At 64.9% G+C, this 14,200-nt stretch carries 16 protein-coding genes; 12 read left to right on the top strand and 4 right to left on the bottom strand.

Going from position 1 to position 14,200, the window contains the following annotated elements; all coding sequences use genetic code 11:
• Positions 1 to 62: 62 nt before the first annotated feature.
• The 4 genes from QW887_RS07610 (at position 63) to QW887_RS07595 (ending at position 4,749) form a co-directional block, all read left to right on the top strand.
• Positions 63 to 845, top strand: a complete 783-nt coding sequence (locus QW887_RS07610; RefSeq protein ID WP_315717819.1) for a thiazole synthase — start codon at positions 63 to 65, stop codon at positions 843 to 845.
• Positions 832 to 1,440: a thiamine phosphate synthase gene (locus tag QW887_RS07605; RefSeq protein WP_315717820.1), complete on the top strand. Its 609-nt coding sequence runs from the start codon at positions 832 to 834 to the stop codon at positions 1,438 to 1,440. Before QW887_RS07610 ends, QW887_RS07605 begins: the two co-directional genes overlap by 14 nt.
• Before the next feature lie 186 nt (positions 1,441 to 1,626).
• A complete protein-coding gene (gene thiC / locus QW887_RS07600) occupies positions 1,627 to 3,528 on the top strand; it encodes a phosphomethylpyrimidine synthase ThiC (RefSeq protein ID WP_316194333.1) in 1,902 nt (633 codons plus the stop codon).
• A gap of 921 nt (positions 3,529 to 4,449) precedes the next feature.
• The gene (locus QW887_RS07595; RefSeq protein ID WP_316191912.1) at positions 4,450 to 4,749 is read left to right on the top strand and encodes a hypothetical protein; all 300 of its coding nucleotides are present in this window, start codon (positions 4,450 to 4,452) and stop codon (positions 4,747 to 4,749) included.
• Positions 4,750 to 5,034: 285 nt separating this feature from the next.
• Here QW887_RS07595 and QW887_RS07590 read toward each other — a convergent pair whose 3' ends face one another.
• On the bottom strand, positions 5,035 to 5,379 hold the full coding sequence (locus QW887_RS07590; protein ID WP_315717823.1) for a hypothetical protein: 345 nt from the start codon (positions 5,377 to 5,379) through the stop codon (positions 5,035 to 5,037).
• 662 nt (positions 5,380 to 6,041) lie between these two features.
• On the opposite strand from QW887_RS07590, the gene QW887_RS07585 reads away from it, so the two are divergent.
• The 3 genes from QW887_RS07585 to QW887_RS07575 all read left to right on the top strand — a co-directional run bounded on the left by QW887_RS07585 (position 6,042) and on the right by QW887_RS07575 (position 8,246).
• Positions 6,042 to 7,301: an acyltransferase gene (locus QW887_RS07585; RefSeq protein WP_316194332.1), complete on the top strand. Its 1,260-nt coding sequence runs from the start codon at positions 6,042 to 6,044 to the stop codon at positions 7,299 to 7,301.
• 226 nt (positions 7,302 to 7,527) lie between these two features.
• Complete coding sequence (locus tag QW887_RS07580; protein ID WP_315717825.1) at positions 7,528 to 7,782, top strand: hypothetical protein; 255 nt, start codon at positions 7,528 to 7,530, stop codon at positions 7,780 to 7,782.
• 194 nt (positions 7,783 to 7,976) lie between these two features.
• A complete protein-coding gene (locus tag QW887_RS07575; protein ID WP_315827115.1) occupies positions 7,977 to 8,246 on the top strand; it encodes a hypothetical protein in 270 nt (89 codons plus the stop codon).
• 33 nt (positions 8,247 to 8,279) lie between these two features.
• Here the strand turns inward: QW887_RS07575 and QW887_RS07570 are convergent, their stop codons facing one another.
• Positions 8,280 to 8,900 (bottom strand): glutathione S-transferase, encoded by a 621-nt coding sequence (locus tag QW887_RS07570; protein WP_315717828.1) that lies wholly within the window; start codon positions 8,898 to 8,900, stop codon positions 8,280 to 8,282.
• A gap of 109 nt (positions 8,901 to 9,009) precedes the next feature.
• Here QW887_RS07570 and QW887_RS07565 point away from each other — a divergent pair, with 109 nt between their 5' ends.
• A complete protein-coding gene (locus QW887_RS07565) occupies positions 9,010 to 9,543 on the top strand; it encodes a mismatch-specific DNA-glycosylase (protein ID WP_316194331.1) in 534 nt (177 codons plus the stop codon).
• An 867-nt stretch (positions 9,544 to 10,410) separates the two neighbouring features.
• Here the strand turns inward: QW887_RS07565 and QW887_RS07560 are convergent.
• Positions 10,411 to 10,851, bottom strand: coding sequence for a hypothetical protein (locus QW887_RS07560; RefSeq protein WP_316194330.1), 441 nt, complete (start codon positions 10,849 to 10,851; stop codon positions 10,411 to 10,413).
• Between the two features lie 449 nt (positions 10,852 to 11,300).
• Between QW887_RS07560 and QW887_RS07555 the strand changes: the two genes are divergently transcribed.
• Positions 11,301 to 11,570 (top strand): helix-turn-helix domain-containing protein, encoded by a 270-nt coding sequence (locus tag QW887_RS07555; RefSeq protein WP_315717831.1) that lies wholly within the window; start codon positions 11,301 to 11,303, stop codon positions 11,568 to 11,570.
• Between the two features lie 161 nt (positions 11,571 to 11,731).
• Positions 11,732 to 12,259, top strand: a complete 528-nt coding sequence (locus tag QW887_RS07550; RefSeq protein WP_315717832.1) for a collagen-like protein — start codon at positions 11,732 to 11,734, stop codon at positions 12,257 to 12,259.
• Positions 12,260 to 12,289: 30 nt separating this feature from the next.
• Here the strand turns inward: QW887_RS07550 and QW887_RS07545 are convergent, their stop codons facing one another.
• Positions 12,290 to 12,562 carry a DUF2277 domain-containing protein gene (locus tag QW887_RS07545; protein WP_315717862.1) on the bottom strand — a complete coding sequence of 91 codons (273 nt, stop codon included), beginning with the start codon at positions 12,560 to 12,562 and terminating at the stop codon, positions 12,290 to 12,292.
• A gap of 96 nt (positions 12,563 to 12,658) precedes the next feature.
• On the opposite strand from QW887_RS07545, the gene QW887_RS07540 reads away from it, so the two are divergent.
• Entirely contained in the window at positions 12,659 to 13,720 is a 1,062-nt protein-coding gene (locus tag QW887_RS07540) for an alpha/beta fold hydrolase (RefSeq protein ID WP_316194329.1), read from the top strand.
• A gap of 21 nt (positions 13,721 to 13,741) precedes the next feature.
• Complete coding sequence (locus QW887_RS07535; protein ID WP_409977983.1) at positions 13,742 to 14,095, top strand: hypothetical protein; 354 nt, start codon at positions 13,742 to 13,744, stop codon at positions 14,093 to 14,095.
• The last annotated feature ends 105 nt before the right edge of the window (positions 14,096 to 14,200 follow it).

The following is a 14,200-nucleotide window of genomic DNA, read 5'->3' as shown; positions in this document are numbered from 1 at the left end:
GCTTTCGCGGGGATGACAGGCTTCGTTGCGGCGACCACCGTCCGACATGACGGAGACCATTGATGCCCACCTTCTACGACAAGACTTTCGCCTCCCGCCTGCTGATCGGCACCGCGCTCTACCCCTCGCCTGCGATCATGCAGGACGCGATCCGCGCCTCGGGCGCGCAGATCGTCACCGTGTCGCTGCGGCGCGAGGCCGCCGGCGGAAAGACCGGCGATGCGTTCTGGAAGCTGATCAACGCGCTCGATGTCACCGTGCTGCCGAACACCGCCGGCTGCCGCAGCGTGCGCGAGGCGGTGACGACGGCGAAGCTCGCGCGCGAATTGTTCGGCACGAGCTGGATCAAGCTCGAAGTGATCGGCGACAACGACACCCTGCAGCCCGACGTGGTTGGTCTCGTCGAAGCCGCTGATATCCTGATCAAGGACGGTTTCGAGGTGTTCCCCTACTGCACCGAGGATCTCACGGTCGCGATGCGGCTGGTCGATGCCGGCTGCAAGGTCGTGATGCCCTGGGCGGCGCCGATCGGCTCGGCCAAGGGCATCATCAACCGCGACGCGCTGAAGCTGCTGCGCGACCGCCTGCCCGATATCACCCTGGTGGTCGACGCCGGCCTGGGCGCGCCGAGCCACGCGGCGGAGGCACTTGAGCTCGGCTACGACGCCGTGCTGCTCAACACGGCGATTGCCAAGGCTGCCGACCCGGTGGCGATGGCCCGCGCCTTCCGGCTCGGGGTCGAAGCCGGCCGCACCGCCTACGAGGCCGGGCTGATGGACGCCCGCGATTTCGCCTCGCCCTCCACCCCTGTCGTTGGGACACCGTTCTGGCATGCCGTATCCTGATCGCTTCTATCCCGTCGTCGACAGCCTCGCCTGGGTCGAGCGCCTGACCAGGCTCGGCGTCGGCACCGTGCAGCTGCGCGCGAAGGACCTCAACGACGGCGAGGCGCTGCAGATCGTCACCGACGCGCTGGCGATCACCAAGGGCACGGCGACGAAGCTGATCGTCAACGACTACTGGCGCGCCGCGATCGTTGCCGGCGCGCAGCACCTCCATCTCGGCCAGGAGGACCTCGCCGACGCCGACGTCGCCGCGATCAAGGAGGCCGGCCTGACGCTCGGCCTCTCGACGCATGACGATGCCGAGCTGGAGACCGCGCTCGCCGCCAAGCCCGACTATGTCGCGTTGGGGCCGATCTTCCCGACGACGCTGAAGGCGATGCGCTTCGCCCCGCAGGGCATCGCGAAGATCGGCGAGTGGAAGAAGCGTGTCGGCACCATCCCGCTGGTCGCGATCGGCGGCATCAAGCTGGAGCAGGCCGCGGAGATCTTCGCCGCCGGCGCCGACTCCATCGCCGTCGTCAGCGACGTGACGCAGAACCCCGACCCCGACGCCCGCGTCCGCGCGTGGCTCGATGCGACCAAGGAGCCGGCATGATGCGCGCGGATTTTGCGAATGCGTCTGAGAATTGTTGCAGGAGATCACCTCCGCGAACGCGGTGTGCCCCCCTCCCCCTTGCGGGGAGGGGGCGCACTGCACTCGCCGCAAGACCTCCCGCCAACACATCGCCTCTGAACGCCGGGCGCTTTGGCCGGAATAACAACAATTGAGAAGGAGGATCCCATGAACATCCGCTCCAATCCCGACACCACCCTGCCCGCCGTCACCACCGGCCCGCTGCCGTCCTCGCGCAAGATCTACGCAACGCCGGACTCCGCGCCCGACCTGCGCGTGCCGCTGCGCGAGATCATCCTCTCGGAAGCGGCCTCCGAGCCGAACCTGCCGGTCTACGACACCTCCGGCCCCTACACCGATCCGACCGTGACGATCGACGTCAATGCCGGCCTGTCGCGCGCCCGCATTGCCTGGGTGCGCGAGCGTGGCGGCGTCGAGGAATACGAAGGCCGCGACATCAAGCCCGAGGATAACGGCAATGTCGGCGCCGACAAGGCCGCAAAGTCGTTCACCGCGCATCACAAGCCGCTGCGCGGCCTCGACGGCCACAAGATCACCCAGCTCGAATTCGCCCGCGCCGGCATCGTCACCAAGGAGATGATCTACGTCGCCGAGCGCGAGAATCTCGGCCGCAAGACCCAGCTCGAGCGCGCCGAAGCTGCGCTTGCCGACGGCGAGAGTTTTGGCGCATCCGTGCCCGCCTTCATCACCCCGGAGTTCGTGCGCGACGAGATCGCGCGTGGCCGCGCCATCATTCCCTGCAACATCAACCATGCCGAGTTGGAGCCGATGATCATCGGCCGCAACTTCCTCACCAAGATCAACGCCAATATCGGCAACTCGGCGGTGACATCCTCCGTTGAAGAGGAAGTGGACAAGATGGTGTGGGCGATCCGCTGGGGCGCCGACACCGTGATGGATCTCTCGACGGGCCGCAACATCCACACCACCCGCGAATGGATCCTGCGCAACTCGCCGGTGCCGATCGGCACCGTGCCGATCTACCAGGCGCTGGAGAAGTGCAACGGCGATCCGGTCGCGCTGACCTGGGAGCTCTACAAGGACACCCTGATCGAGCAGTGCGAGCAGGGCGTCGACTACTTCACCATCCACGCCGGCGTGCGTCTCGCCTACATCCACCTCACCGCGAACCGCGTCACCGGCATCGTCTCGCGCGGCGGCTCGATCATGGCGAAGTGGTGCCTCGCGCATCACAAGGAGAGCTTCCTCTACACGCATTTCGAGGAGATCTGCGACATCATGCGCAAGTATGACGTCTCGTTCTCGCTCGGCGACGGCCTGCGCCCCGGCTCGATCGCGGATGCCAACGACCGCGCCCAGTTCGCCGAGCTGGAAACACTTGGCGAGCTCACCAAGATCGCGTGGGACAAGGGCTGCCAGGTCATGATCGAGGGCCCCGGCCACGTGCCGATGCACAAGATCAAGATCAACATGGACAAGCAGCTCAAGGAGTGCGGCGAGGCGCCGTTCTATACGCTCGGGCCGCTGACCACCGACATCGCGCCGGGCTACGACCACATCACCTCGGGCATCGGCGCCGCCATGATCGGCTGGTTCGGCTGCGCCATGCTGTGCTACGTGACGCCGAAGGAGCATCTGGGCCTGCCGGATCGCAACGACGTCAAGACCGGCGTCATCACCTACAAGATCGCCGCCCACGCCGCCGACCTCGCCAAGGGCCATCCCGCCGCGCAACTGCGCGACGACGCCCTCTCCCGCGCCCGCTTCGAGTTCCGCTGGACCGACCAGTTCAACCTCGGCCTCGACCCGGACACGGCCAAGAGCTTCCACGACGAGACCTTGCCGAAGGAAGCCCACAAGGTCGCGCATTTCTGCTCGATGTGCGGCCCGAAATTCTGCTCGATGAAGATCACCCAGGACGTCCGCGACTACGCCGCGACGCTGAATGATCCAGCCACCGTCGGCATGACCATCAGCGGCACCATCGAGGACGGCATGGCCCAGATGAGCGCCAAGTTCAAGGAAATGGGCGGCAGCGTGTATCTGGATGCGGAGAAGGTGAAGGAGAGCAACAAGGCGTTGTCCTGAAGCCCGCTCAGTTCCACTCTCTCCGTCGTCATGGCCGGGCTTGACCCGGCCATCCATCGAAGCCGGGCGCAAGCCCGGCTTTTCTTTATCCAGCTCAGTAAGACCGAGAGCGCAAGGCGGCAAGCGCCGCCCGGGTGAGTGGATGCGATACCCGGGCTACAGCTCTCTCACATGTCGCGTCGCGTGGCGGCCGCGATGTCCGAACCGAAGATGGATGTGGTCAAATCACATTTTGCCTGCCAGATGAGCTGTCGTCATTTCGTTTCGACGAGACCAATATTTGGCATCGCTATCGCTTTCGACCAGCCGCATCGCCCAGCCACGGGGAGGGCAACGCAGTCACCTAGCAGCCCCAGATCAAATAAGTGAATTGTTCTCGATCACGTCGAGCGAAGGTGAATCCGATATCCGAACTGCCAGCTCCTGTTCGGCTAGCAACTATGGCTCTGCAATTTCATCCATAAATTGATTTATATCAAGGAGCGCACCTAAAAATTGCATTCTATTTTATAGGCAATCGATCAACTGGAGATTGATATGGAGATTCGCTCACTGGGTCGAGGGATCGAAGTCGAGTTCGATGTTCGCCCCACTTCTCATGGCTACATCCTGATCCACCGATTGCGCGGCAAAGACCAATACACGGTGACTTGTTGCTGTGAAGGGAAGGGCTGCGTTAGCCAAACCTGCACCTACGCTGATGGTGAGCCGCCGTCTCCGACCTGCGATTGCACAGGACCTTCGCCATCGGTGACTTGCTGAACAAGCGCCCGTCATTTGAACTGACAATATGCTTATCGCATGATGGTTCACCCGAAAACGCGATAACTTTCGAGTTGCGCAAAGCCTAATGCCGGGTGGTCGTAACGCCCGATCGCTTGGCGCAGCCTCTCTGCCCCTCTTCTAGTCGGAGGCCGACAGATGTCGAACCAGCAGCACGAAACTCTGACAATCTCGCAAGACGGACAGTTCCTTCTCGATGCAACCGGCCGGCGCGTGAAACAATTCGTTGAGAGAGTAAGGGCCTTCGGCCCCATGTCGGCAAAAGGCAAAGATGGCATCGAATTCGATCCGGCCGCCGCCTTTGAGAAGGGACAATTTGGCCAAGGATTCAATATCCATCCATGTAATTTCCGCAAGGAATGCATTGCATGGGATTCAAATGGCAACTGCACTCAGTCCGTTACAACTTACGATATTTGCTACGATGACCCTGACTGAGAGTGCCGCGACAACGACTACATAGTTGCGAGAGGCACAAATAGTCGGGGGTATGTGCCCATTGCCGCGATATCGGCGGATGGGTATAAACAAGCTCCATGCCGACCCCTTTGGTCTGCCGCCCTATCCTGCCCATACCACCTGCGTGGCATGAGCGCTGCCCGATCCGAAGATGCTGATCGAGGGTGTCGCGGCGCTCGTCGTAACGTGAGCTGGTCAGGCCGAGGGCGTTGCGCGATCCGCTTCGGAGCGCGCGAATGCCCCCGCACCCGACCGTCGACCGACCTACGGCACGTTGATCTGCTTCCTGCTCGTGGCGCCGATCACTTCGATCCCCTTCGTGCCGCGCACGTGTGTGATGTCGAGGACAACGTGATACGGCGCGGTCTGCGGCAAGCCGATGCCGCTTTGGCAGCCGACCACCTCGATGCCCCAATATTCGGGTTGCCGGATATAGATCAGCGGATGCAATTCGACCTTCATCGTGACCCAGGGCTTGGTGCCGGTGACGATCAGGAAGTAGGTGTTCGGAACGATGCCGGGCACCACGGTTGCGCTGTCGAACGTGATGATCCTGCATGAGGTGGACTGAGGTAGAGCCTCGAAAGCCTTGATATGCGCTTCTTCCATGACAAGCTCCGTTGAAATGAAACTCAAAAATTGGCCGCGCTCAAACAATCGCGGATTTTAGACTTCAATTCCGCGATTTACAACCAATGATTGTCACTCCGTGTTGGTGACACCGACACCGTCGTGGACGCGCATTCACCCGTCTAGCGCCCCCACTCCAGAAGATGCTGATCGAGGACGTCGCGGCGGCCGCGACACCGCAGGGTGGGCAAAGCCGCCGTCGGCGCTCGCAGAGCGGCGGCGGAGGCGTGCCCACCGCGGAGGGCATGGTGGGCACGCGTCAGCCGACGCGCGGCGATGCAGCGAGACGTCGCTTTGCCCACCCTGCGGTTTTGCCGATGAGGCGACGGTCAATGACTATGATCGTCGTCCAGCGATCGTGCTGCCGATCAGCGGACGCCGCTCTGCCGTTCACGCGACCTCGAGGAGCGGAAGATGCCGGTCGAGCAACACGCCGTTGCGCTCCGCAGCAGCACCGCGAGTTTCCCTTCGCATCACCTGCACTGACGCCGCCGTTTGCCGCCACCGCGGCGGCCTGCCTCATTCCGCCGCAACCCTGCGTCGTGATGGCCCCCGTCCTGCTATTTCGTCTCTTGCGGTCGATTTAAATTTTAAATAAGATTTAATAGTCCGAAACATTATCTCCGAAAATTTCACGATAGATGTTTTATTCATTGCCGATCCATGCCCTGTTGCGCCTCGTCGGCGCCGCCACGGCGCCGCTGCGGGAGGCGATCCGGGAGGCCTTCCAGGCCCAGGTCTATCCGCTCGGCTACGTTCCCTCGCATGACGGCATGCGCGGGCTGATGACGCTGGGCGTCGTCACGGCGCATGTCTCCCACAGCCTCGTGCCGGGCGCGGTGCTCTATATCGACCTGTTCTTCGTCGCCAGCGCCTATTACATCACCGGCCTGCTGCTGCGGGACATCGACAAGCACGGCCACATCAGGTTCCGGCAGTTCTATGCGCGGCGCTTCGCCCGGATCGTGCCGCCGCTGCTCCTGATGCTCGCGGCCTATCTGCTGTTCACTTGGCTGCTGCGGCCGCCATTCCTGCCGGCGGTCGAGCGCGCGGCGATCGCGCTCTCCTACATCGCCAACTACTGGTACGTGCTCGATCCGAAGACGATCGAGGACATCGGCCACACCTGGACCCTGTCGACCGAGGAGCAGTTCTATCTGCTGTGGCCGCTGACCTTCGCGTTCCTGGTGAAGCGGTTCGGCGTGACCTGGCGGCTGGTCGGCGCCATCTGCGCCATCGCGGCCGCAATCTGGGCCTGGCGCGTGGCGCTGGTGATGGATGGCGCGGAGTGGCGTCGGCTCTACACCGCGTTCGATACCCGCGCCGATGCGCTGATGGCAGGCTGCGCCATGGCCGTCGTGCTCAGGCTGGTGCCGCAAGGCGCCTATCCCGCGCTCGATCGTCTGTGGCCGAAGCTCGCATGGCCGCTGTTGATCTACTGGATCATGGTCACCTTCCTGTTCTGGCCAGCGGACGGGCCGAGCATGAACTACTATCTGTTCGGCAGCATGGTGTGCGGCGTGCTTCCGGGCATCCTCGCGCTGACCATGCTGGGGCGGAGCCACGGCACGATCTGCCATCGCATCTTCGAATGGCCGGTGGCGATCTTCCTCGGCCGGATCTTCTACGGCATCTATCTCTGGCATCTGCCGATCCTGAACTTCCTCGACAGCTACGGCGTGTGGTGGCCGCTGCGGCTCGCGATCGGGCTGCCGCTGTCGATCGTGGCGGCGACGCTGTCCTACGCCTATCTCGAGCGCCACTTCCTGCGCCGGCGCGCGCAGCCGGTCACCTCGCCGCCGATCGTCACGGGCGCGTCTCCGGTGCTGGTTCCGGCAGCGAGCTTCGGCGCGGATCTCCGCTTCTCGTCGCATGCGAGCACCGAAGGCGTCCGCCCCTGAGCCGTGCGCCGAGGTCGCCGAAACGACCGCGCCAGCCCCGCAATCAAGTCGACGCGCCGAGCCTGCAGACCCGCCTCCCCTTCCGCCGGGATCATCAGGAGTGATCAGGTGACCACGATCGCGCGCTTTTGACGCACACGTTCTGCAGACTTGCCTTCAAAATGAGCGAGACCGCTCCGACATAGGGCCACCCGCTGGCCGGGCCAGTTCGTTGCCGGAGTTGACGATGCCTCGTTTCACCACAATCTTTTTTGCTGCATCTCTCGCGGCCGCGCTGCTCGCCGCCGCGCCCGCCCAGGCCGGCTACTACATCATCCGCTGGGACAACACCGGCATCTGCCAGGTCTGGAGCGAGGCCTTCGCCTTCAAGCCGGTCGCATGGCCGTCGAGCTATCAGGTCATCAGCCGGCCGGTGCCGACGTTCAACGACGCCGTGACCCGGCAGATCAGGCTGCGCCAGCAGGGCCGCTGCACGCTGTGAGCCCGCGCGCGCCTTATGGCATCACGTGACGGCGGCAAGTCGTCGTTTCACATCCCGGACATCGCTGTGAATGACGGCACGCGCGGCTTGCGTTGCGCGCGCTTTTGTCGCACCACTTTGGCCTTGGTCCGGCCGCAAGGCCGGTGGCCCGCGCGGGCGGGCGATTGTCGTTGTTTTGTTTGAGGAGATTGATGATGCGTCGCCTGACCACGCTCGCCGCCGCCGCGGCCATTGCAGCCGCCTCGATCGTGCCCACCGCCTTCGCCGCGCCTGCGCCCAAGTCCGGCTACTACGTGATCCGCTGGGACAACACCGGCATCTGCCAGATCTGGAACACCGAGCTGCAGTCGAAGCCGGTGGAGTGGCCGTCGACCTACAAGATCGTGTCCAAGCCGGTGCCGACCTTCGTCGAGGCGACCAACATCCAGCTCAAGCTGCGCGACGAGCGCCGCTGCTTCCTGTAAGCGGCGTTCGCACGCAGTCGTACATGGCGGCGGTCAGGCTGCGCTGACCGCGCTCGCCTGCATCGGCACGAAGCCGGGCAGATCGGCGATCCGCGCCAGCCATGCTTGCACGTTGGGGTACGGCGTCAGCGATACGCCGCCTTCGGGCGCATGCGCGGTGTAACTATAGAGCGCGACGTCGGCGATGGTCGGCGTCGCGCCGGTCAGATAGGGTCGCGCGGCAAGTTCGCATTCCATCACCCCGAACAGGCTGTTGGCGAGCTGGTGCGCCCGCGCCATGTCCAGCGGCACGCCGAACAAGGTCGCAACCCGCGCCGCCGCTGGGCCGAACGCGAGCGGACCGGCCGCCGCCGACAGCCAGCGCTGGACCTGGGCCTGGCCGAGCGGATCGCGCGGCAGCCACGTGCCGGAGCCGTCATAGCGGCCGGCGAGATAGACCAGGATCGCATTGGAATCGGGGATCACGGCATCGCCGTCGACCAGCACCGGCACCTGGCCGAACGGATTGAGCGCGAGGAAGTCCGGCCGCTTGTGCGCGCCGCCCTTGAGGTCGACCTCGACGAGCTCGCAAGGCAGGCCGAGCAGGCTCAGCATCAGCCGCGCGCGATGCGCGTGGCCGGAGAGGGCGAAATAGTACAGACGACGTTGCGACATCAGGTGCTCCCGTGGCTCCGCGTCACCTAGACCAGGGACGCCGCAGCAACAATGCGGCCTCCCTGCAACAGGCTGTTGCAGCGGCTGCAACAATGCGACAACGCCAGCCATGAACCGCCTGCCCGACCAGCTCCAGCCCGGCCTGCGCCTCGTCTTCGTCGGCACCGCCGCGAGCGAACGCTCGGCGGCGACCGGGCACTACTACGCCCATCCCGGCAACCGTTTCTGGCGCACGCTGTTCGCGGTCGGCCTGACACCGCGGCTGTACCAGCCGCAGGAATTTCCGGCGCTGCTGTCGCTCGGCATCGGCTTCACCGATCTGTGCAAGCTGGGCGCGGGCATGGACCATGTCGCGCTGAAGGCCGGCGTCGACGCCGCCGGTTTCGCCGCAAAGATCCGACACCATCGCCCGGCAACCGTCGCCTTCACCAGCAAGAAGGCCGCGAGCCTGTTTTATGGCAAGCCGACCGGCACGATTGCGCTGGGGCGGCAGCCGGAGCGGGATGGCTTTCCGACAACGTTCGTGCTCGCCTCTCCGTCCGGTGCGGCGTCTGGCGCGTGGACGTCGCAGCCGTGGCAGGAGCTGGCAGCGCATGTGGCTTGCGCTTCCGGAACTCTGGTCATCCGAGATCGTCTCGATTGAGGCGGAAGGCCGCGGAGGACTGGATGCCCCGCCGACGCGGGACATGACGGTCCAAGGTGCCGCGCTCTGGCTCGCGCTCGCAAGTGCAGCGGATCGAGCTCCGCCGCAGCTCAACATGCAGGCGTCATCGTCCGCGAAGGCGGACGATCCAGTACGCGAAGGCGGCGCGATCGCATGAAATGCCGCGGCGTCGCCATGCCTCGCGCGATCAACAACCGGTTTGCCCGACAGGCAATCTCCGCATCCCCGCCATGCACCAACTGCCCGTCGTGTTAGTTTGCCGCACGTCCGCGCGCTTGCCATGTCGGGCAAATCAGGACGATGTTTCCGCTCAACCCGCCTCATGCAGAGGGACGTACGCGTCGTCACGATACGTGGAGGTGGGCCGCGGTGGACGTGATCGCTGCGCCCGACGAGCGCGAGCGTCACGTACGGCGAAATCGTGATGTCCTGATACCCCGAAGCTGGTATCACGTGCGTGCTCATGCGGAAGCGTGACGCGTGCAATCGCGGCCAACAAGCCGGCGCGCCAGGGAGACCACGTATAAGCCGTCAGACCATGCGCGCAGGGAAGGCCGGGATGTCTCCGCCGAACCTGTGGTTCTGCCGCGTGCTTATCTGTTGCACGCGGACCATGGGAGCGGCGAGCTCCCGGCCTTCCCTGCCCCTCTCAATTTTCGATGGGGCTCGTACGATGCATCCCTCGCGCACGCGATGCGGCGAGAACGCGGACTTATGAGCAGGAGTGAGGGAGAGAGATGGTGTTGGCAGTGCTCAGCACGCAACGACGGTCCTCGCCCGCGCAGGCGGGCGATGACACCTGTTGTGAGTTGCTACGCAGCCACGATGACGACGACGATGACGCAACTACCTGATCGTGATCGCGAGCCCGGACAGATCGACGTTCGCCAAGAGGCCGATCTGCTCACCCGCGAGTTCCAGCACCGCGCCCTTCTGGTTGGTCAGCACGATGCCGCGCACGCCGCGGCCGACGGCGAGGCCCGCGCCGGCGGCGCCGTAGACGCCCTCGACGTCGGACGGACGCCAGATGTTGCTGACGCGGCCGCGCAGCACCGTGCGCGAGCCGCCGAACACCAGGCCCCAGTCGAGGCCGCCGGTCGACAGCGGATAGGCGCGGCCGTGGAAGTTCAACACGCCGCTGCCGCCGGAGCCGCCGATGATCCACCCCGCCTTGTAGATGGTCAGCGTGATGAAGCCGCCATCCGCGTGCGCCGTGGCCGGAATGACGGCGCCGCAAGCAGCCGTCAGTGCCACCAGCAGACCGCGAAGCGAGGATGCAATTGTCATGGATGAAGTCTCCAGCGAAGTGAATTTGGGCTTGAGGTCATTCGATGGCCGTGTGTGACGATCGTGCCCCACCAAGCGAATCGATCGGGCCGAATTTAGCCCTTTGCGCGGCACCACGCATGCGCCGCCGCCGGTGTGTTCGAAATGACGCGCTCTCACCGCAGGAATTTGGCAATGCAAACGGCCCGCCGCCGACATTGACGATGGCTGTCGGAGGGCATGCCGACCGGGCGGGCCGTGATGTGCCGCCGGCCGCCGGCGAAATGGGTCGAGACCCGCGCAGAACCAAGGCGATTTCGGGGTATTTGGCGCGCTGGAGGCGGCCGGACGCCGGCGTTAAGGCCCCATTAACCTTGTCCGACCACGGTGATTTACGGGCTGGATGTTTAGTTGGTCTCGATGTTTACGCGTCGTTTCAGTGGCGGCGCGGGCGTTGATCGGGAGGAGTTATGTCGCAAGAGTTGTCATCCGAAGCCGCAAGTCCGTCACTCGTGCCGCTTGCCATGCCACCGTCGCGCTCCGCGGCGGAGGTCCTGCCGCTGTTGATCGGCACGCCCTTGTCCGAGATCGAGCGCGAGCTGATCGTGCAGACCCTGGCGCGCTGCAACGGCAATCGTACCCACGCCGCAAGGCTGCTCGGCATGCCCGTGCGTACCTTGCGCAACAAGATCCGCATCTACACGGCCGACGGCATCGCGGTGCCGGCCTATTCGGCCTGATCCGACGGCGGCCACGCGATATCCCATCGCGTGGAACTCATCAGGATGCGGCGCCGATTGATGTTGATCAATCGGCCTCGCAGCCCTGCTGCAATTGCTGCCGTCGTCGCGGCTCTGTTAGGCTTCGCTGCGAATCAAAGACGTGTAGCGGAGTTGCGGTAGTGGCAAGGAATCCGGCCGGACGCGGCCTGCAGGGCCCGGTGGGTCCACGTGGCCCGCAAGGGCAGCCCGGGCGGCGCGGACCGGATGGTCAGCGCGGCAAGCCCGGTCCCGACGGCAAGGCGGGTCCGCAAGGCAGGCCCGGTCCGCAGGGGCCCCGCGGCGAGGCCGGTCCGCCAGGCAAGCCGGGACCTGCCGGACCGCAAGGTCCGCAGGGCGAGCCGGGAGCGCCAGGCACTCTGCCGACGATCGATCAGCTGATGCCCTGGCTGGAGCAGATCTTCGCCGCCTATGACGACTACAAGCGCAACCGCGATCGCGAGGCGCATGAGCGCGAGGCCGAGCTGGTCGCGGTGCGCGACATCTTCGCCGCCACCACGCATGACGATGCACTGGACGAGGCCTTCGAGGACGACGATCCGCACGACATCGACCTCCCGAAGAAGAAGAAAAAGAAGAAGGGCAAGAAAAAGAAGAAGCACGACAAGCACGCCCAGGGGCGCGACGACCACGACGACGAGGGTTTCTGAGCTTCGCCCTCCGTCAGGGCACGATGGGCCTCAGCGCGGGCCGAACCGGGCCGCCGAGCGTTCCCGCGCCTTGGCCGCCTCGATCTCGCGGTCGCGCGGCGGCGCCTGGGTCTGCAGCGAGGTCAGGAGCCGCCGCGCGGCGTCGGCCACCTCCTCGACCGCGCGGGCGAAGGCGGCCTCGTTGGCCTGCGAGGGCGCGTTGAAGCCGGACAGCTTGCGCACGAATTGCAGGGCCGAGGCCTGAATTTCAGCCTCCGTCGCCGGCGGCTCGAAATTGAACAGCGTCTTGATGTTGCGGCACATGATGAGTCCCATCAATCCGGTACTGAACCAGGTCGCAGACCGTGCTATCATGCCCCCGACGCGGCCGGAAGAGTCGCGCATGATCAGGGGGAGTCCATGTTTCGACCGCTTGCCGCCGTTCTTGCCGCCGTCATCGTTGTTTGCGCGCCGGCCCGCGCCGCCGACTATCCCGCCCCGAAGCAGGGCGACTTCGTCGTCAAGGATTTCAAGTTCCACACCGGCGAGACGCTGCCGGAGCTGAGGCTGCACTATACGACCGTCGGCGAGCCGACCGGGCAGCCGGTGCTGGTGCTGCATGGCACCGGCGGCTCAGGCGGAAGCATGCTGGTGCCGACCTTCGCCGGCGAATTGTTCGGCAAGGACCAGCCGCTCGATGCGAGCAAATACTACATCATCATTCCCGACAGCATCGGCCACGGCAAATCGTCAAAACCCTCCGACGGGCTGAAGACGAAATTTCCCGCCTATGACTATGCCGACATGGTCGACGCGCAGCACCGCCTGCTGACCGAGGGGCTCGGCATCAAGCACCTGCGGCTCGTGATCGGCAATTCGATGGGCGGCATGCACAGCTGGGTGTGGGCCACGCGCTATCCGGACTTCATGGACGTCGCGGTGCCGATGGCCTCGCAGCCGACCGAAATGGCGGCCCGCAACTGGATGCTGCGCCGGCTGATGCTGGAGACGATCCGCAACGATCCCGACTACAACGGCGGCAACTACACCGCGCAGCCGCGCATGATGAAATACGCCGTCACGGCCTACGCCACCGCCTCGGCCGGCGGCACCATCGCCTACCAGCTCGCGGCACCGACCGCCGCCAAGGCCGACAAGCTGATCGAGGAGCGGCTCGCCACGCCGATCCCCACCGACGCCAACGACTTCATCTATCAGTGGGACTCGTCGCACGACTACAATCCGTCCGCCGATCTCGACAAGATCAAGGCAACCGTGATGCTGATCAACTCGGCCGACGACGAGCGCAATCCGCCGGAGACCGGCGTCACGGTCGACGCGATGAAGCGCGTCGCCAACGGCAAGCTCTTCCTCATCCCGACCTCGGCCGAAACGCGCGGCCACCTGACCACCGGAAATGCGAAGTTCTACGCCGAGCCGCTGCGCGAATTGCTGGCGACGGCGCCGCAGCGCGGCATGTAGATCGGCGGAGGGAGCAAACGAATGCGCAGGACGATGCTGGCCGCTGTCACGATCGGCTCGTTCGCCTGCGCGACCGTCGCGGCCGCCTTCGACAACGGGCAGTTCGACAACGTCCCGCCCGACATCCGCGCGTGGTTCAAGAGCGTGATCGCGCCGAACGGCGTGCCATGCTGCGATGTCTCCGACGGCCACCGCACCACCTATGACGTCCGTGACGGCACCTATTGGGTACCGATCGAAGGCCGGTGGATGCCGGTGCCGGAACGCGCCATCATCCGCGACCGCGGCAACCCGATCGGCGAAGCCGTGGTGTGGTACGTCCATCACCGCGGCGACATCATCATCAGCTGTTTCGTTCCCGCCGATGCGGTATGATGTGCGCCATCTGACTGCGACTGCTGCGAGTCGTTAGCGACAAGACAGGTCTCAAGCGAGATTTTCAGCTCGGCTCGCGGGCTCGTGACCGGACCCTGTTGACGC

Source organism: Bradyrhizobium sp. SZCCHNRI3052 (assembly GCF_032484895.1).
GTDB lineage: Bacteria > Pseudomonadota > Alphaproteobacteria > Rhizobiales > Xanthobacteraceae > Bradyrhizobium.
This window is presented reverse-complemented; position numbering and strand designations above follow the sequence as displayed.